Origin of the sequence: Psychrobacter sp. SC65A.3, from assembly GCF_025642195.1 — a bacterium.
GTDB classification, from domain to species: Bacteria; Pseudomonadota; Gammaproteobacteria; order Pseudomonadales; family Moraxellaceae; genus Psychrobacter; species Psychrobacter cryohalolentis.
Window position 1 is genome coordinate 852,206 of sequence record NZ_CP106752.1, and the last position, 19,213, is coordinate 871,418.

The window sequence follows — 19,213 nt, forward strand, 5'->3', positions numbered from 1 at the left end:
TGAAAGATATTCTTAGTGATTATGGTTGGGAATTATGAGTCCAACCCTCTGCTACAATTCATTTAACCGCTTGGTTATCATATTCTGAGAGTTTTCGATCAATATAGTAAGGCGGTTCAATAATAAACACAGCACTAATCTTAAAAACTCCTCTAAATAAAACAATACTAGTAAACGCTTAGAAATCGTGTCATAAGTAAGATCACACAACAAAGGAATGTTGTCATGAGCCAGCTTGTATTTGACAAAGTAGTATTGCATTACTACAAGCTATTAGGGACACTATTATTGCTGGTAGGTTTTACGGTTAGTAGCTTTGCCGCCACCTATAAAATTGAGCCTGACACCTCTAACGTACGTTTCGCTATTGACCACCTCAAAACCTCTGCCACCACTGGCGGCTTCTATAATGTGGCGGGAATACTCCAGTATGATCCGAGCGCAAAAACTGGCGACATCTCTCTTATTATCCCCATAAAATCCTTAAACACAGGCAACAAAAGCGTCACTCTCAAACTGATGGGCTCTGATTTTTTTAATATGGAACAGTTTCCATTGGCTCATTTTGAATCTACCAAATGGCATTTTACCTCTGACACAGAAAATCCAAAGGTCACACAAGTGGATGGCAAGCTAACCTTAAACGGTCAGACCCATCCTATTAGCTTATTGGCGACCAAATTTAGTTGCTATCTGACCGCTCTAGATAAGAAGAATATCTGCGGAGGCAATTTTACCGCCACTATTGACCGTACTCAGTGGAATATCAAAAAATATGTCTTGTTCGGTATGACTAAAAATCTGACTTTAAATATAAAAGTTGAAGCGGCTAAACAATAATCTTTTTAGCGTCGATAAATAATAAACGTGTCATAAAGTCATGGCTAAAATGATTAAAAATGAGTTTTTGCCAGCCTAGTGAGGATAGTATGAAACCAAGTTATATGCTGTTATCAGTACTTGCACTCAGTATGGCTTCCAGCGCTGTCATGGCTGATAGTGCAGGCTTATCTAATACGACGAGCCTATTCAATATCAGTCCCGCTACCAGCTTACCTAATGTCAGTCCTGCCAATAGTGATTTGGTTAATCGCGGTGCCTATATTGCCCGTACTGCTGATTGTATGGCGTGTCATAGTGAGGACTATAGCGGCGGCGTCGCGATTGAAACCCCCATTGGTAATATTTACTCGACCAATATCACGCCCTCCACACGTTATGGTATCGGCAACTATACTGAGACTGATTTCAAAAATGCCTTGAAAAAAGGTCGTGCGCCTACGCATCAGCTATATCCTGCGATGCCATATCCTTCTTATCATGGTATGGTTGATGCGGATATCAGTGCACTATTTGCTTACTTTCAAACCGTAACTCCAGTAGAGGAGCCACCTGAAAAAATAACTAAGCTACCATTTCCGTTGAATATCCGAACATTAATGTTGGCTTGGAATTTGATTAACGTACCTTCTACCGAAAATCGTGCAGGGCTCACCCAAACCCAGCAGCGTGGTGAATATCTGGTTAATAACTTGGAACATTGCGGTACTTGTCACACACCGCGCAACCTCACGCAAGGTCTTGATAAAGACAAGTATTTATCCGGTGCGCCGCTTGGTAAGTGGTATGCGCCTAATATCACTCCAGATAATGACAGCGGCATTGGGCGCTGGAGCGAGAGTGATATCGTCACTTATCTACGTACTGGCATGCTCGACAAACGGGCTTATGCAGGTGGACCAATGGCTGAAGCCGTCGCCCATAGTACACGCTATCTAAGCGATAGCGACTTAATTGCAATGGCGGCTTATCTAAAAGTCGTCCCTATCATTAAGACAGACGATTACGTGATACCTATAGATACATCACGGCTGCCTAATCCGGTCAGCAGCTCTATTGCTTATAATTTAATAGAGCAAAAAGACTATTTGGCACAGGCAAAAACATCTACGAATGCTCATTCTAATAATGACCAAAACTCACCAAAAGCGCTATATCTTGCTGCCTGTGGCAGCTGTCATGGGGTCGATGGTTACGCGCAGCCCGATGCTCGTTACGCCTCTATCGTAGGACTGAGTAGTATTCGTCGCGTTAAGCCAGACGCACTCATTAATGTCATTGCGTATGGTGCTAAAGGGGCGTTAAACACCGCACCCAAAATGCCAGGCTTCGAGAAAGAGTTAAGTCATGCGCAGATTGCCAGTATTACCAATTACGTGCGGGTAACTTTTGGTGGTCTACAAAGTAGTGATGTTAGTGCTGCTGACGTTAAACGCATCTTAAAGTAAGTGCCATTAACCGCACTATCGATACAGCTATAAAAATACTTAATGCAACCTGATGACATGGATGACGGTTCTATAATAAGGATAATAAAATGAATGATATGCTTCAATCGCCCACACGCCGGCAACTGCTATCAATGATCGGTAAGACCGCAGGGGCGACAGCAATGTATCAGGCGATGACTACGTTAGGGTTTGCTTCTGAATCTAGCTTTAAACAAGAGATGAATTTAAAGGGTGCGCCTGCTGGTGCGAGCATTGTGATCCTTGGCGCAGGATTGGGCGGACTCACCGCTGCTTATGAGCTACGTAAAGCCGGCTATAAAGTCACTGTTCTTGAGTTTCAAAATCGCGGTGGTGGTCGCAGTTGGACACTAAACGCAGGTGATAAATATACCGAGCTTGGTGGCGGCGAGGTGACTTGTGACTTTAAAAAAGGCAATTACTTTAATGGTGGACCATGGCGATTGCCCGTTCATCATTATGCGGTATTCCATTATTGTAAAAAATTCGGTGTGGCACTGCAGCCTTTTATCCAAACCAATGACCGCGCCTATTTGCACCGCACCACCCATTTCAATGGTGCACCGCAGCGATTGGGTGAAGTACAAAGTGACATACGTGGCTATGTCTCAGAGCTATTATCCAAAGCAGTCAATACCGGTAGCCTTGATAAGACAGTTAACAAAGAGGATAAAGAGAAGTTATTAGAAGGATTAAAAGGTTGGGGTGTCCTTGATAATAATTATCGCTATGTTAAAAGCCACGAAACCAGCAAGCATCGTGGCTATAGCGTTTATCCGGGTGGCGGTTTGATGCCTGATGCCAAACCTTCGACACCGATACCGATGGACAAGCTCTTAAATTCAGGGATGTGGTCAGATATTTATAGTAACTATACGACATATGACCATCAACCAGCGATGTTTCAGCCTGTCGGTGGTATGGGAAAAATCGGTGATGCATTCACTCGCGAATGTCGAGACATGATTACATTCAACGCTAAAGTCACTAAGATTCATCAAGATGAGACTGGCGTCACTGTCGATTATGTCGATTATGTCGATAGCATCAGTAACAATCTAGATGGCGAAACTAAAACTGTACGTGCTGACTGGTGTATCTGCAACATTCCACTATCAGTATTGACCCAGATTGGCATTAACGTCTCAGCGCCGATGAAGCAAGCGATGGCAGCGGTACCTTATGACACCTCTTATAAAGTAGGTTTAGAGTTCAAACGCCGCTTTTGGGAAGAAGACGAATGGATTTACGGCGGTATCACCTATACCGATATGCCTATCTCACAGATATCCTATCCTTCACACGATATGTTTACCACAGGCTCAGGGGTGCTACTCGGTGCCTATGGATTTGGAGAAGCCTCTTATCGATTTAATACGCTGAATCCAAAAGAGCGTATTGATGCGGCACTACAGTATGGCAAGCATATTCATCCGCAATATACCAAAGACTTCCGCTCTGGAACGTCCGTCGCTTGGCACCGTATTCCATGGTCGCTCGGTTGCTATGGCATTTGGAGCGAGTCAAGCCGTGATCAATACTACGATACGCTATGCGCGATTGACCACCGTATCGTACTAGCAGGTGAGCACTGCTCGCATATTCCAGCATGGCAAGAAGGGGCAATTTTATCTGGCATGGATGCCGCTCAGCGACTACATCAAAAGGCAAAAAAACTTGGTTAGTAGAAGTGATTATTACAGTAAATTAATCATAATAAATTCAGAGGTAATCATGGACATGATCAAACCAAACCTGCTTGCTGTGGTAATGATATTAGGTATCGGAAGCACAGTCGCGCTATCAGGCTGTAGCCAATCCACTAAAGCCAACGCTGTCACTTTCGCCAGCCAGCAACAAACCACGCAAATGGTCTTTGATAATCAAGCCAGTCGCAATAATGGTGCATGGGGTGCAGTGTATATGACTAGAGAAGCGCTTAGATCGCCAACAGCCAATATCGTCGATGTCAGCTCACTACCGAAAATGGTAGAAGATGCTAGCTTGCAAAAGTGGTTAGCAAAATTCGAAGGTAGCTCTGAAGGTAAAAAGGGGTTTATTACTACCAATGCTAAAAAGCTCTATAATGATTCTTGTGCTGGCTGTCATATGCAAGATGGTAAGGGTGCAAAGGGGGCAGGTTACTATCCGCCGCTTGCTGATAACAGTAAGATGCAATCAAAGTACTATATTATTAGTGTTGTGATGAATGGCTTACGCGGTATGCCATCCTTTCAAAGTATGATGAATGATGAACAAATAGCAGCGGTCACTCAATATGTGCATAGTGACCTTAATAAATTTACCGATACAGTCACTGCTGCCAACGTTGCTCAGCTCCGTCACGAATTTCCACCGGGTTCTGATCCGAGTGAATAATTTGATTTTATGATATCAAATCTTTAGGCACTAACTTGGGAGAGTTTAATCAGTCAGCTCGATGATAATGAACCGTGCTGTCAATGTCATAGTCATTATTTCTAGAGGAAGCTAAAAGAATTGTATTTGAGACTGAAGATATGATGTTTAGTATTACGGAAGGTTATATAAAGAGAGAAGATTATGAAAGGGCGTGTAATAACCTAAGAACCAATCTTAACACTATGGTTATTTAATACAGCAATTCATTGATGATACCGCATCACTCGCTTGCCGTATTGACCAGCTCAAGAGCAAATATCGAAGACCCACGAGTCCAACAGCTTTGGTCTGCTAATGTCACATAAAAACCATACAGAGTAATGCTTTATGAATACACTATATTAGAACATAATATATAAAAAATAGGTGCAATAACCAGTGTGTTGGGCATCATCCCTTACCTTAGACAAGGAATAATCATGATATTTCGTCAATTGTACGAACCCCTTTCGAGCACTTATACCTATCTGTTAGGGGACGAGGATACAGGTCAGGCTATCCTGATTGATCCGGTCATCGCGACCATGGATCGTGACTTGGCTGAAATCCATAGATTGGGACTGGAGTTGGTCTACACAGTTGACACGCATATCCACGCAGATCACATTACTGCAGCGTTGGAGATGAAGCGTGCCGTCGGTAGCAAGATCGCAGCGCCTGCCTTTGACCGTCTACCATGTGTGGATGTCGGGCTGGAGGAAGGAACACCTTTGCAGGTTGCTGGTATTACCTTGCACCCATTGCATACGCCGGGACACACCGATGGTCATTTTGCGTATCTCTTTAATGAGCGGGTATTCACTGGCGATGCTTTACTTATCGATGGATGTGGCCGGACCGACTTCCAGAATGGCGATGCCGATGCACTGTATAAATCTGTGCGGCAGAAACTTTTTTCTTTACCAGACGACACGCTGGTCTATCCTGCGCACGACTACAAGGAGCGCTTTGTCTCTTCAATCGCGCAGGAAAAAAAGCGCAATCCACGGCTTGGCGGGGACATAACACTCGAAGAATTCAAGGTCATCATGAGCAACCTAAATCTATCGTATCCGAAATTCATTGATTATGCTGTTCCTGGCAACCAGCAGTGTGGCGTCTGCCCAGAGGATTTACCAGAAAATTTAGCCACTTACTGTCGCCAGATGATGCAGAGCCCTCAAGGATAACGTTACTGATTTTAAGAGAGTCGACGTTTAATGATGGTTAATTTATCGGCTCTGATCTTGAAGAGATGTAATTAATGAGCATTTGATATTCCCATGCTTAGCGCGCACACTACTATTAATGCCAATACTATAATCTACGGAGAAATACTATTATGAACGGCATAATGAATGGAGAAATGATGCAGGGAACGATGATGCAAGGGATGGGCTGGGGCTGGATGATTCTCTGCCTACTGTTTGCGCTACTTCTTTTTGCTGTACTTGTGTTGATATTAATGGCAATTCTAAAATATCTGCGTAAACCCGATTAAAGCTTGTAATAAAGAGATGCGTGTAGTCGTCGAGAAATGGCTTTTGAGTAGCAATCTCGTAGAGTCTGAATCTATATTTTAGATACAACTATTCAATAGAGAATTATTGTTCTTCAATGTTAGGTGCAAATATATTATTGGATGGCTGAGACTTTCGCTATACGCCTTTCTTCAGTAGCCTAACAGTAGCCCAATTTTAAGTGCTATTGGTACATATTACCTTTTCTCTAGCATCCGTCTCTAACATCAAAATTAAGATTTTATCAAATAGTAATCATGATAACGGGCATCTCTTAACCATTGAGTTAGAGCGCAATCTTTACTCAATATAAGTGAAGGAGTTATCTGATGAATCCTAATAATAGCGATAAAAAGAATGGCCTTAGTGGTCAAGATTCGAAGAATACTAATCAAACATATACTACCTTCAAAGAGTATAACCAAGTGCCAGCTGATTATAATGGCACCGTTTATACTTGTCCGATGCATCCAGAGGTGAAAGACGTTACAGATAGCGGCTGCCCAATATGCAACATGTCTCTTAAACCTGAAGACAGTATTGCCGAAGATAATGTTGCCGAGATGGCAGCAATGAAAAATGACCATACCAACTGCCACAGCGCGTCGAATACTGATACTCATCCTACTAAAGATAGTAAGTACGACAAAGTACCAGAGAACTATAGCGGTACGGTCTATATTTGCCCGATGCATCCCGAAGTGAGAGATGTTGAAAAAAGCGACTGCCCAATATGTAGTATGTTCCTTAAACCCGAAGAAGAGGTTACTGATGAAGACAGTCATTCACATTGTCATGGCAAGGATACTGACCGTACTAAGGTAAAATCTGTCAAAGGCGGCAAATACGACAAAGTCCCAGCTGATTATAGCGGTACAGTCTATATTTGTCCCATGCATCCAGAAGTCAGAGATGTGAAGAATAGCGGCTGTCCGATATGCGGCATGGCGCTTGAACCAGAGACGGCTACTATTGGTGAAGAAGACACCTCAGAGCTCGACGATATGATACGCCGTTTCTGGATTTGTACGGTGCTCACCATACCGCTATTTCTGTATGCTATGAGTGACATGGTAGGTCTAAGCTTAGACAACCTTGGTCAAGGTGATATCTCTGGACAGATCGCTCAGTGGATTCAGCTAGCGCTTGCAACACCAGTGGTGTTATGGGGAGGCGCACCGTTCTTCGTCCGTGGCTGGCAATCAATAAAAAGCCGAAACCTGAACATGTTCACTTTGATTGCAGTGGGTGTAGGCGCAGCTTTTGGTTTCAGTCTGGTAGCAACCTTCCTTCCGGATGTTTTTCCAGACAGCTTCAGGGACGCCACTGGCCAAGTAGGGGTGTACTACGAAGCGGCAGCGGTCATTGTGACCTTGGTGCTATTGGGTCAAGTGTTAGAACTCAAAGCCAGAAGTCAGACCTCAGGAGCAATCCGTGCGTTACTAGAGCTAGCACCACCAACGGCAAGACGTGTGGATGAGAACGATGTCGAAACCGAAGTGTCACTTGATGAAGTGATCAGCGGCGACAGATTGCGAGTGAAGCCAGGAGAGAAGCTTCCTGTAGACGGTACGGTACTTGATGGTAGTAGTAGCATTGATGAATCGATGGTGACTGGTGAACCAATCCCAGTGTTAAAGGCACAAGGGGATACGGTCACCGGCGGCACAGTCAACGGTACTGGGACACTACTGATCAAAGCGGTCGATGTTGGCGATGATACCGTATTGTCCAAGATCGTCAAGATGGTTGCTGAAGCCCAGCGCAGTCGCGCGCCAATACAGAAACTGGTTGATAAGGTAGCTGGATGGTTCGTGCCCATCGTACTTATTTGCTCTGTCATTACCTTTATTGTCTGGGCGATATTTGGGCCTGCGCCTGCAATGGCTTTTGCGCTGGTCAATGCTATCGCTGTATTAATCATTGCCTGCCCTTGTGCGTTAGGGCTCGCCACACCGATGTCGATTATGGTGGGTACTGGTAAAGGAGCACAAAATGGCGTGCTTATCAAGAATGCTGAAGCGTTAGAGAGCATGGAAAAAGTCGATACCATCGTTGTCGACAAAACGGGCACATTGACAGCAGGCAAACCAGAGCTCACCGCTATCGAAGCGCTTGGCAGCTTAGATGAAGATGAGCTGCTTATACTTGTCGCAGCGGTAGAGACTGCTAGCGAACATCCTCTGGCAGAAGCTATTGTCAAGGCTGCAAAGGCAAAATCTCTCGATATGGTTAAGGCAAGCGATTTTAGCTCAACTACCGGTGAAGGCGCGCAGGCGCTGGTCAATGGCAAGCAAGTCGCCGTAGGCAACTCAAAATTCATGCAACGCCTTAATAGCTTTGACAGTGCGCTTTCAGAACGCGCTGACAAACGCAGAAAAGATGGTGAAACTGTCATGTTTGTCGCAGTAGATGGGCAAGCTGCTGGTCTCATATCAGTCGCTGATCCGATCAAGCCGAGTACCAGTGAGGCAATATCGCTGATGCACAAAGCGGGACTGCGGGTAGTCATGCTGACAGGTGATAATGAGATAACGGCTAGAGCGGTTGCTAGTAAGTTAAAGATTGATGAGGTACATGCTGACGTCTCTCCAGAAGACAAAAACCGTATCATCAAAGAGTTGCAAAGTAGTGGCAAGGTTGTGGCTATGGCGGGTGACGGTATTAACGATGCTCCCGCTCTTGCCCAAGCAGATGTCGGCATCGCTATGGGCACAGGAACAGATGTGGCCATGGAGAGTGCTGGGATCACGTTAGTGAAAGGTGATCTGATGGGAATCGTAAGAGCCCATAAACTGAGCCATTCTACGATGCGCAATATCAGACAAAACCTGTTCTTTGCCTTTATCTACAATGCCCTTGGGGTGCCGATTGCGGCGGGTGTTCTGTATCCGTTCTTCGGGCTTTTACTCAGTCCAATGATAGCGGCGGCGGCTATGAGTCTCTCGTCAGTATCTGTTATTGGTAACGCGCTGCGGTTGCGCCGTTTGAAGCTGTAATTTTGGTACGGTGAAGAGGGTTTTAAAGCACACTTACAAATACTGGTCTAAACAAGATCTCAAAATATAAGGATACCGTTATGGGCAGTTTTTCTATAACACATTGGCTGATTTTACTGGTTGTGGTTGTTGTCGTATTTGGCACTGCTAAGCTTAAAAATGCTGGCAAGGATTTAGGCGGTGCGGTAAAGGGTTTTAAAGAAGCGGTCAAAGATGAAGAAGCCGAGCATGCTCGCAAGAATCGTATGCTTAGCCGTGAAAATAGTACGCCCGCTGCAAGTAATGATTTAAATACGCAGGTAGGTACTCAGGCTGAAGATATAAAGATTAGCCCTGTTACCGCTGATCATCAGCACAAAGTATGAAGCGCGCCTTTTGTTCCAGTAAGAAATATTATGAAAAATGGCTTTAGATAGAAGAAGCCATTTTTCAATGATCCCTTTGAGGCATATCCTAAAAGATCCATTCCATGATACTAAATCGCCAAGATTGTCGGGGATTCAGCATTCTGAGATAATGTAAAACGGTACACCCGAACTGAAAGCAAAGCGCTATTTGCATGCTCACTAAATTATCAGTACATCTATCAGAATAAATGAGAAACCCTATAATGAAACAATCTTTTCAGACCCTGTTAAATCAAGTGGGACTTACCGCTTTAGTGACAGCATCATTACTATCTGGAACCGTACAAGCAACAGATAACAATGACTATCTAAAGAGCACAGTTGATCAACAAGCCAAATTACTAATGAATGAGCATAATATTTCAGGAATGGCTTTTGGTATTATTATTGATGGTAAATCACACTTCTATCATTATGGTTTGGCTGATAAGAAAGCCAAAATACCTGTCTCAGAAAACACTATTTTTGAGCTAGGCTCAATCAGTAAGACATTTGCTGCTACCTTAGCGAGTTATTCAGAATTAAATGGCACACTTAAATTAGAAGATACCACTGATAAATATATTCCCTACCTAAAAAACAGCGCCATTGGCAACACCAAGCTGATAAACCTAGCCACCTATTCAGCTGGTGGTCTACCACTACAAGTACCTGATGACGTTAAAAACAATAAAGAGTTGCTTCGTTATTATAAATCTTGGCAGCCTGTATTCCCTATCAACTCAAAGCGTTTATATTCCAACGCCAGTATCGGTCTGTTTGGTTATATATCTGCATTGAGCATGGACGCTGATTACACACAGTTGATGGAAGAAAAAATACTACCATCACTCAATATGCCCAACACCTTTATCAATGTGCCTAGTGACAAGATGGCTGATTATGCGTTTGGTTATAACGCTGCTGGCGATGCTATCCGAGTCAATCCTGGTATGTTAGACGCCGAAGCCTATGGCATTAAATCCACCATCACAGATATGACACATTTTATGGCGGCTAATATGGGGCTAGTACCGCTGGATAAAAATATTCAGCAAGCACTAAATAATAATAGAAAGGGTTACTATCAGGCGAGCACTTTTACCCAAGGGTTAGGATGGGAGATGTACCCTTATCCTACTCAGCTAGATACCTTACTCGAAGGTAATTCGATGGACGTGGTACTAAAGCCTCAAGCCATTAAAACAGACAATCATCCAACACCTACCTTGAACAACGTCTGGGTCAACAAAACAGGCGCTACTAATGGGTTTGGTGGCTATATCGCTTATATTCCTGCCGAAAAATCAGGCATTGTCATTCTGGCAAATAAAAACTATCCAAATGCAGATAGGGTTAAAGCAGCTTATACGATTTTAGAGAGTGCGATGACTCGTTAATTAATCTTGAGTCACAAAGCAACCTTATAGAAAATAGCCTTTCATAAAAAACCCAGCTAGATTGAACCGACCCCCATAAGTTGGACACAACTTATGGGGGTATTTTTATGCGTTACGATCTAGACTTTAAGATGCAAGTCATCGCATACTATCGGCAAGGACATACCGGACTTGCCACAAGTGAGAAGTTTAAAGTAGATTCGAAACTTGTACAAAAATGGGTTAAGCAATACCAAAGCGGTGGTATAGACGCGATCAAGCCAAAGACAAGTAAGGCCAAATACAGCAGTGGGTTTAAATACAAAGTGATTACGACCATGCTGACGCAAGGATTAAGTCAATCCGAGGTCGCTTTAACATTTAACATCAGCTCACCGGCGCTAATCAGTCATTGGCACAAAGCATATCGACAACAAGGCATGTCTGGCCTAATATCCAAACCCAAAGGTAGAACCGCCATGAGTAAACCCTTTATCACAGACAAACCAGATGATGAGAAAACCTTAGCAGAGCTTAAGCGTGAGAATGAGTACCTACGTGCAGAGAACGCCTACCTAAAAAAGCTCGATGCCTTGCTCAAAGCGGAGGAACAAGCAGGCAAAAAGCAAGGCTCATCGAAGCACTAAGACAAGCGCACCCTTTATCTGCTTTGCTAAACATCGCTAAGATGGCTAAGAGTGTCTTTTACTACCATAGGTGCCAGTTTGACGTTAAAGACAAATATGCAGACTTAAAACAGCGTATTGCTAAGCTGTATCATAAGCACAAAGGCAGGTATGGCTATCGCAGAATAACGGCCGCGCTAAAGCAGTTAGATTGTCATCATAACCATAAGCTCATCGCTAAGCTTATGCATGACATGACCCTTAGCGCAAAGATAAGACGTCAGAAGTATCGCTCCTATAAAGGACAACAAGGTAAGATTGCGAAGAACTATTTAAAACGCCAGTTTCATGCAGATAGACCGAACAAGCGCTGGCTCACCGATATTACCGAGTTTAAGGTCGGTGATGATAAGCTGTATTTGTCGCCCATACTAGATTGTTATAACAATGAGATTGTCAGTTATACACTCTCAAAGAGACCGACTTATGACTTAGTTGGCAAGATGCTAGAGGATGCTTTGGCAAAGACGAAAGCGTGTCGTGATAAGACGCTCATGCTACATTCTGATCAAGGATGGCATTATCAAATGAGACTGTTTGGACAGGTGCTGAAACAGCATGGGATTAAGCAAAGTATGAGCAGAAAAGGCAACTGTTTGGATAATGCGCTCATGGAGGGGTTCTTCGGTACCCTGAAGTGCGAGACCATTTATATTGAAAAGCCTAATTCGATTGAAGGTTTAGAGAAACAGATTCATGAGTATATTCACTACTATAATCATGAAAGAATTCAACTCAAACTAAAAGGACTGAGTCCTGTTAAGTACAGAACTCAGTCCTTGATATAAAATAAACCGTCTAACATTTGGGGGTCAGTTCAGATGCTGGGTTTTTTTGCGTTCAGTTTTTAAGAGCAGCCTTCGACCAAATAAATCGCTTCTGGTATACCCATATCGATGCTTTCTACCTCACCTTTTAATAGGCTTTTATTGTCTGCTGTCCATTCAGTCGCCTTAATCTGATAATCATTAAGCTTTTGACCGCCCTTGACATGATATTCAATTTGTAGGGGTAACTTATCCTGTTTATTATTGAGCTCAATATTTTCGTCTTTTAATGATTCTCCAAGTGAGCTTTCTTTTATTACCTTGAAATTAACATTAGCAATCAGGCTATAGTAGTCACCATCAACCGCATATTTATCGACCTCGTAGCTAAGCTCGTCATTATGTGCTTTCATAACTGCTGTGGCTGAATTACCAACGTTGATGTCTTTATAAAACGGTATGCTTGGATCCTGAATACTGATCAGAGCAACTTTACCATCTATGATTTGATATAGCATAGAAGCACGTTCACCGTACTCTTTATCGATATAGCTCAGTTTCGGATTACTGACGTAATAGCACTGTTCGTTATCGCTCTTTGCTTTGGTCATTCCTAGGCTACTTAGCAGCTCAGGGGTAATAACCTGACCGAAGCTTAAATTTTGATACCCTGACGGGCTGACGGTTTGCTCATTAGCTATATCTGCTGCTTCGTTAGTTTGTGCTTTATCCATAGCACTCGTATCTGTAGGCGGTGGATTGACAGACATCTCATCATTCTTAGCCATGTCTTTATCTACAGTATTCGTTTGTGCAATGCCATCGTTATTCGAAGATGAGGGCTGTGAGTCACAGCCTGTCATCAGTTGCACAGTACCGATTAATAAAGTAGAAATCACTGCCGTCTTAATTATCGGCAATGATGATTTTGAATGAAAAGTTAACATGGCTTAATTCCCGAATTCGAGTCATTGATATTAATATATACCTTAATGAACCTTGTATAAACTGTCTTTTTTATGCTCGATTTCATTGATGCTAAAGTTTGATTGATACGTACACAGCGCACCGATCACGAATAGTATATGTATGGCATGTATATCAAGAAATACACCGTAGCTATTTCAAAGAATAAAAACATTGATACCATTAAAGTAGAGGTCAAAAATGCTATTTTGAAAGATATAGTCAGTCCTAAATAAAATAAGTACAAATATTATAAAGCGCTACTGGGATAAATTTTTCTTGCTTACTGTGCCTGCGCAGACAGAGGCGGCGCAAAAATTATCCCAGTAGCACTGTGGTTGATTTATAGTGGATTGACTATAGTTAAAATTGATAGAAGACACAACTTAGGCCCAATTTGGGCACATAGATTTTTTGATGTAGTTTGGCTATGGCTATAATTGGGCAAGTTTTGCTCAAGCCTAGCTTTATATTTCCGCTACAGCGCATATTGTCATAGCGAACGTTGCCGACAAGTGACCAGTCGCCAATATGATAGACAATTTTATCCTGGTTTAACACGTTACCAAATGAGCAAGAGAACATAGATCTGGTGATTAAAGCAGGTATCGCTCATTTATGGTTTGTGACGATCCATCCCTTTGATGATGGCAATGGGCGATTGACCTGTGCCATTACTGAGAGAGTACTGGCACAAAGCGAGGATAGCGCCCAACGTTTTTATAGTATGTCAGCGCAGATACTTGAACAGCGCAATGACTACTATAAAATATTGGAACGAACACAAAAAGGCGATACTGATATCACTGATTGGCTGTGCTGGTTTCTACAAACAATAGAACAAGCACTCATTGCTGCTCAAATGACCACAGATAAAATCATTGATAAAGCGAGTTTTTGGCAGAACCATCGACAGCATGCATTGAACACCAGACAAGTCACTATGTTAAATAATTTACTCACAGACTTTTATGGCAACCTGACTACTAAAAAATGGTCAGTGATGACCAAGTGTTCTATAGATACAGCACTGCGTGATATCAATGATCTGATAGAGAAGGGGATGCTGAAAAAATCCGAGGCTTCGGGGCGTAGTACGAGTTACGAGGTGGCTTTGTAATAAAGAACATGTGGTTCTATGATGCGTAACGCAATAGACGAGCTAGTTCAGCATTGTGATAGCGGTCTATTTTAAGTGGTCTATTAATAGGTATGAAGGCTGAAATAACTGATTCCGCTGGGGTATGCCCTATATTAACTATTAATTTTTTGGACAGGTACAATAATAAGAGAGAGAGTGAGTGTATGATGCATATATTTCACATGCATTCTAAAGACGAAAATATCTTATGTTTTATCTGAGATTGATGTATCACTACAAACCATCTTAAATCGGAAAAAACGATGATTCAAACCGTTATCCATTATTTTCTACACTTTGGTATGCCATTGGTCATCGCCTATATATTTTTTCGTAACGACTATAAACGAGTATATTTGATTCTTTTAGCAACCATGCTAGTTGATTTAGATCATTTGCTAGCAACACCTATCTTTTCGCCCGATCGTTGCAGTATTAACTTTCATCCGCTCCATACTTACTATGCAATGGCAGCATATGCGGCTATGCTATGTCTATCAAGGCCCTATAAAATAATTGGTTTAGGGTTACTTCTACATATGCTAACCGATTTGAACGACTGCGTGATGACTTATATTAATTGTCCGCAGTGTTTGAGTCAGGCTCCTGCCCGTGAGTTGGTAGCATGGTTAGGCAGAGCCACTAAGTTTTGATACAGCTGTGACTACATTTTTTTGTGCCTCTCTCGTAGATCACATCTTCAATAACTCCTAGAAGTAGATATATCGCTATCCAATCCTAAATAAGTCCTCGCATTAGACCGCTTGTGTTCCAATTCGAGGATTGAGTTTGTCTAGCTTGTTACTCTAAGCTTAGTGAGACAGCTCTGTTTCTAATCAGGTAGTAGCGGCAAGAACTAACCGCTACTTTTTTTACATCGTTTTAATAGTGCTGTAATCGCCACGGGTACGTAAAACGACTTGAACATCTGATTGTCCTCGGTTGCGCCAGAACCAGCCGTGATTACCTGTGAACGCCGCTTCTAGAACGCCTTCATCAGCGGCAACCCCGCGACCTTTTTCATAGCTAATCGCTTTGCCTGGTGCATCACCATGGGTGTCGAAGTTGACATCACCGCCTGTCACGACCCAAGAGTATTCAGTCTTGTCACCTGCAGCCATTTTCATCTTAATCTCTAACCCTTCCCCTGGTGTCAAAGTAAAGGGAATTTCATCACGCCATTGTCCATTAGCGACAGCAGTATCAGTAAGTGTGGTATCCATTGCTTGTTCTGCCACATCATCAATGTCTGGGGTTTCGGATGTCGGTGTGTCATTTGCTAATAAACCAGCAGCATCGGCGGCGGCTTCTTCTGCTAATTGCTGCTTAACCTGTCCCATTTCCGTCAAACGAAGCATTTTACCAACCCCAGTTGGGTCAATACCATATTCAGCTGGGAGAACCACCGTAAATAAAAGAACTATGGCTGCAATTACAGCCAGAACAGTAGATTTCATAAGCTGCTTTGAAGAGGGAAGTTCAGCCTGCAAGGGGGTATCACTGTTATACATATTAGAAATCCTTAGATTATTGAGACATTAAATAGCCAGTGAGCTGCATGCCCACTAAAATAAATCCTGCGCTCATCATGGCAACGTTGGCGGTATAGGCGTTACGGATGAAACTTGACGTGCGTCGCCAGTAGCTCATACCAATCAATATGATCGCTAGAGCCAGTAGTTGCCCAATTTCCACACCCACGTTAAATGCGAGCAGGTTAGGAAGTAGACCGTCAGGTGACATCTCATATTCAAGAATTTTAGTTGATAACCCAAAGCCATGGAAAAGGCCAAATATAAGCACTGCTATTTTGGTGTTTGGTTGATACCCGAACCATCGCTGAAAAGCGCCAATGTTATCTAAAGCTTTGTAAACAACAGAGAGACCAATAATGGCATCAATCAGATAACTGTTCATACCGATGTTGAAGTACACGCCTAAAATCATCGTAGTGGAGTGACCCAATGCAAATAGGCTCACATAGACACCAATGTGCTTCATACGGTAGAGAAAAAAGATAACCCCGAAGAGAAACAGAATGTGGTCATACCCCGTTATCATGTGCTTAGCGCCCAAGTACATAAAGGGCAAAATATTGACCCCTGAAATCTCCTGAATATACCCTTTATCCCCTGCGGTTACAGCATGAGCAAGAGCCTCATTGCTGCCGGTAATAAGACAAATAAGAAGTATTAAGAATACTAACAGACGGGTCTGCCAAGTCGCCCATGGCGAGCTTGAAAGCCTATTGAAAACATGGCTGTGCATTAAGAATCCTATGGTCTGAAAATAATGAGTGCGTGGCGTGGCGTGATGCGATAAGAACAGTGAATCCTAACCAATGGAGTAATTATGATTTGTGTCACTAAGTATTTTCTTACGTACTGGTAAGTAAAATCGTGAATTTTTCGAATGCAAACCGAGTGATTAAGGAGTAAGATACTATCCCCTAGGGGGGGATACTGTCAATAAAAACTTAGATTTTTATCGGGTATAATCGTATCCCCTAGAAGAAGGACGTTGTAACTATGAAGAAACCGCACATACACGCATCTCATCCAGCCGTTATTACACGCCTTAAAAAAGCGAATGGTCATCTAAGCAGTACGATAGAGATGTTGGTTGAGGGTAGAACCTGCCTTGATGTAGCCCAACAGTTACAAGCGGTAGAGAATGCGATTCACCAAGCCAAGAAAATTTTAATCCAAGACCATTTGGACCATTGCCTTGAAGACTTATTAGGGTCTGTTGACAAAGATCAGCAGAATTCTATCGAGGAGTTTAAGGAGATAACCCGTTACCTATAAGATCAATCGACTGATCTAAAGAGGCATTGGAGACATTGGATGCTCAGTATCTTTGCAAACCGAACTTATCGCCATTTATTTGCCGCGCAAGTGATTGCTCTGATTGGCACAGGTTTAGCTACTGTAGCGCTTGGGCTACTAGCTTTTGATTTGGCTGGTAATAATGCTGGGGTCGTTATGGGAACAGCATTGGCCATCAAGATGGTTGCCTATGTTGGTATTGCACCAATTGCAGCAGCCTTTGCCGAACGGCTGCCCAAACGCACGATGCTGGTAACGCTGGACGTGATACGAGCGGGTGTAGCCCTGCTTTTACCATTTGTCTCCCAGATTTGGGAGGTTTACGTGCTGATCTTTGTCTTGCAATCTGCCTCAGCAGCATTCACGCCAACCTTTCAAGCAACTATTCCTGATGTTCTGCCTGACGAGCAGGATTACACCAAAGCCTTATCGCTCTCACGCCTTGCATACGATATGGAAAGTCTGGTCAGTCCCATGTTAGCAGCAGCATTGCTGACAGTAATGAGCTTTCACAATCTGTTTACGGGGACGGTGCTGGGATTTTTAGTCTCTGCCATATTGGTAGTATCGGTGGTACTACCCCCGCATGCTATGCCAGAGCGTCGAAGCATTTACGATAGAACCACACGCGGCATTCGAATCTACTTAGCCACACCTCGATTGCGCGGATTGCTCGCAGTCAATGTTGCCGTTTCTGCCGCAGCGTCTATGGTTTTTGTAAATACGGTGGTAATCATTCAGGGTGGCATGGGACTAACTCAGAGCGCAGTGGCATTAGCATTGGCAAGCTTTGGTGCAGGCTCTATGATTGCTGCATTGGCTTTGCCAAGCCTACTAAGTAAGCTGACAGACCGTAGGGTCATGTTAAGCGGCGTGGGGTTGTTAGTGGTGGGTATGTTTGCTGGTACATTGATGATGGGACAAAACTCGCTTATGGCCTTATGGTTCGTGCTAGGTTTGGGTTATTCTGCTGCCCAAACTCCCTCTGGACGCTTGTTATGGCGATCCTCACATCAAGAAGATCGTCCTGCATTGTTTGCCGCTCAGTTTGCTTTGTCTCATGTCAGTTGGTTGGTATTTTATCCCTTGGCTGGTTGGTTAGGTGCTCGCTACAGTATGACCGTAGCTTTTGCGGTATTAGGCTGTGCTGCTGCACTAGCGGTATGGGCGGCGTTTAGAGTCTGGCCGTCTATTGATTTAACAGAGATTGAACACGAGCATTCGGATTTGCCAGAAGGTCATGCTCATGCTACTGGATCTCCTACACCCAATGGGATACGTCATACCCATCCTTTCGTAGTCGATGACTATCATCCTCGTTGGCCAAGCTCAGGTCGTTGATTTTGAATCAGTACATGAAGGTTCGCCATTTTATATTGAAAATTACACTGCTATGTACACTGAGCTACCATAAATAACTTTGACTACTGATATAGATAGCCTACAGCTAAACATTTGAGTCCTCACTAGGGTACCGAAATCACTGAATAACATAATACTTGTTATGGTGCTTTAATTGGGTTCAATTCCCTATATGGGAATCGAAATTCTAGTGTTGGATGTGAATTTAATGGCTATGAGGTCGATAGCATGGGTCATCATCATTAAGCTTTATTATTAAAATTTCCTAAGTTAGTTTCTACAGTATTGTCAGCATAGGTCAATAACGCAAGCTTTCATAAACGCGTGCAAAAGCTAATTAATAGGCACGGCGATCGCCTGTTATTTTTACCACCATATAGCCCTGATCTAAATCCTATCCAGAAGAAGTGGGCACAAGCTAAATTTCTACGCTAAGGATGGATAGAGAATAATCTACCTAAACTATTTCA

At 43.1% G+C, this 19,213-nt stretch carries 18 protein-coding genes and 1 pseudogene; 16 read left to right on the top strand and 3 right to left on the bottom strand.

Going from position 1 to position 19,213, the window contains the following annotated elements:
* Positions 1–225: 225 nt before the first annotated feature.
* The 11 genes from OEG80_RS03695 (at position 226) to OEG80_RS03745 (ending at position 12,467) form a co-directional block, all read left to right on the top strand.
* Positions 226–840 carry a YceI family protein gene (locus tag OEG80_RS03695; RefSeq protein WP_263241800.1) on the top strand — a complete coding sequence of 205 codons (615 nt, stop codon included), beginning with the start codon at positions 226–228 and terminating at the stop codon, positions 838–840.
* A gap of 89 nt (positions 841–929) precedes the next feature.
* Entirely contained in the window at positions 930–2,288 is a 1,359-nt protein-coding gene (locus OEG80_RS03700) for a cytochrome c (protein WP_263241803.1), read from the top strand.
* A gap of 89 nt (positions 2,289–2,377) precedes the next feature.
* Positions 2,378–3,994 (top strand): flavin monoamine oxidase family protein, encoded by a 1,617-nt coding sequence (locus OEG80_RS03705; protein ID WP_263241805.1) that lies wholly within the window; start codon positions 2,378–2,380, stop codon positions 3,992–3,994.
* Between the two features lie 49 nt (positions 3,995–4,043).
* Positions 4,044–4,688 (top strand): c-type cytochrome, encoded by a 645-nt coding sequence (locus OEG80_RS03710; RefSeq protein ID WP_263241807.1) that lies wholly within the window; start codon positions 4,044–4,046, stop codon positions 4,686–4,688.
* Between the two features lie 461 nt (positions 4,689–5,149).
* Positions 5,150–5,899 carry an MBL fold metallo-hydrolase gene (locus OEG80_RS03715; protein ID WP_133104391.1) on the top strand — a complete coding sequence of 250 codons (750 nt, stop codon included), beginning with the start codon at positions 5,150–5,152 and terminating at the stop codon, positions 5,897–5,899.
* A gap of 164 nt (positions 5,900–6,063) precedes the next feature.
* Positions 6,064–6,210 (top strand): hypothetical protein, encoded by a 147-nt coding sequence (locus tag OEG80_RS03720; protein WP_263241809.1) that lies wholly within the window; start codon positions 6,064–6,066, stop codon positions 6,208–6,210.
* A gap of 348 nt (positions 6,211–6,558) precedes the next feature.
* The gene (locus tag OEG80_RS03725) at positions 6,559–9,228 is read left to right on the top strand and encodes a copper-transporting P-type ATPase (RefSeq protein ID WP_263241811.1); all 2,670 of its coding nucleotides are present in this window, start codon (positions 6,559–6,561) and stop codon (positions 9,226–9,228) included.
* Between the two features lie 80 nt (positions 9,229–9,308).
* Positions 9,309–9,593 (top strand): Sec-independent protein translocase subunit TatA, encoded by a 285-nt coding sequence (tatA, locus tag OEG80_RS03730; RefSeq protein ID WP_263241813.1) that lies wholly within the window; start codon positions 9,309–9,311, stop codon positions 9,591–9,593.
* 245 nt (positions 9,594–9,838) lie between these two features.
* Positions 9,839–11,014, top strand: a complete 1,176-nt coding sequence (ampC, locus tag OEG80_RS03735) for a class C beta-lactamase (RefSeq protein ID WP_263241814.1) — start codon at positions 9,839–9,841, stop codon at positions 11,012–11,014.
* A 107-nt stretch (positions 11,015–11,121) separates the two neighbouring features.
* Positions 11,122–11,640: a helix-turn-helix domain-containing protein gene (locus OEG80_RS03740; protein WP_263241012.1), complete on the top strand. Its 519-nt coding sequence runs from the start codon at positions 11,122–11,124 to the stop codon at positions 11,638–11,640.
* A complete protein-coding gene (locus OEG80_RS03745) occupies positions 11,628–12,467 on the top strand; it encodes an IS3 family transposase (protein ID WP_263242443.1) in 840 nt (279 codons plus the stop codon). The genes OEG80_RS03740 and OEG80_RS03745 overlap by 13 nt, the downstream gene beginning before the upstream one ends.
* Positions 12,468–12,526: 59 nt before the next feature.
* Here the strand turns inward: OEG80_RS03745 and OEG80_RS03750 are convergent, their stop codons facing one another.
* On the bottom strand, positions 12,527–13,393 hold the full coding sequence (locus OEG80_RS03750; RefSeq protein WP_263241815.1) for a hypothetical protein: 867 nt from the start codon (positions 13,391–13,393) through the stop codon (positions 12,527–12,529).
* A gap of 560 nt (positions 13,394–13,953) precedes the next feature.
* On the opposite strand from OEG80_RS03750, the gene OEG80_RS03755 reads away from it, so the two are divergent.
* Together OEG80_RS03755 and OEG80_RS03760 are read left to right on the top strand one after the other, a co-directional pair.
* Positions 13,954–14,532 carry a Fic family protein gene (locus OEG80_RS03755; protein ID WP_442792461.1) on the top strand — a complete coding sequence of 193 codons (579 nt, stop codon included), beginning with the start codon at positions 13,954–13,956 and terminating at the stop codon, positions 14,530–14,532.
* Between the two features lie 284 nt (positions 14,533–14,816).
* Complete coding sequence (locus tag OEG80_RS03760; RefSeq protein WP_263241818.1) at positions 14,817–15,206, top strand: DUF6122 family protein; 390 nt, start codon at positions 14,817–14,819, stop codon at positions 15,204–15,206.
* Positions 15,207–15,425: 219 nt separating this feature from the next.
* Here the strand turns inward: OEG80_RS03760 and OEG80_RS03765 are convergent, their stop codons facing one another.
* Positions 15,426–16,064 carry a transmembrane anchor protein gene (locus tag OEG80_RS03765; protein WP_263241819.1) on the bottom strand — a complete coding sequence of 213 codons (639 nt, stop codon included), beginning with the start codon at positions 16,062–16,064 and terminating at the stop codon, positions 15,426–15,428.
* A gap of 16 nt (positions 16,065–16,080) precedes the next feature.
* On the bottom strand, positions 16,081–16,821 hold the full coding sequence (locus tag OEG80_RS03770) for a HupE/UreJ family protein (protein WP_263241820.1): 741 nt from the start codon (positions 16,819–16,821) through the stop codon (positions 16,081–16,083).
* 260 nt (positions 16,822–17,081) lie between these two features.
* Here OEG80_RS03770 and OEG80_RS03775 point away from each other — a divergent pair, with 260 nt between their 5' ends.
* From OEG80_RS03775 to OEG80_RS12965, 3 genes and pseudogenes are all read left to right on the top strand, one after another.
* Complete coding sequence (locus OEG80_RS03775; RefSeq protein ID WP_011514090.1) at positions 17,082–17,360, top strand: metal-sensing transcriptional repressor; 279 nt, start codon at positions 17,082–17,084, stop codon at positions 17,358–17,360.
* A gap of 39 nt (positions 17,361–17,399) precedes the next feature.
* Positions 17,400–18,722 (top strand): MFS transporter, encoded by a 1,323-nt coding sequence (locus OEG80_RS03780; protein ID WP_263241821.1) that lies wholly within the window; start codon positions 17,400–17,402, stop codon positions 18,720–18,722.
* 333 nt (positions 18,723–19,055) lie between these two features.
* Positions 19,056–19,178 (top strand): annotated as a pseudogene (locus OEG80_RS12965) (transposase); the annotation flags it as partial.
* Positions 19,179–19,213: the final 35 nt, after the last annotated feature.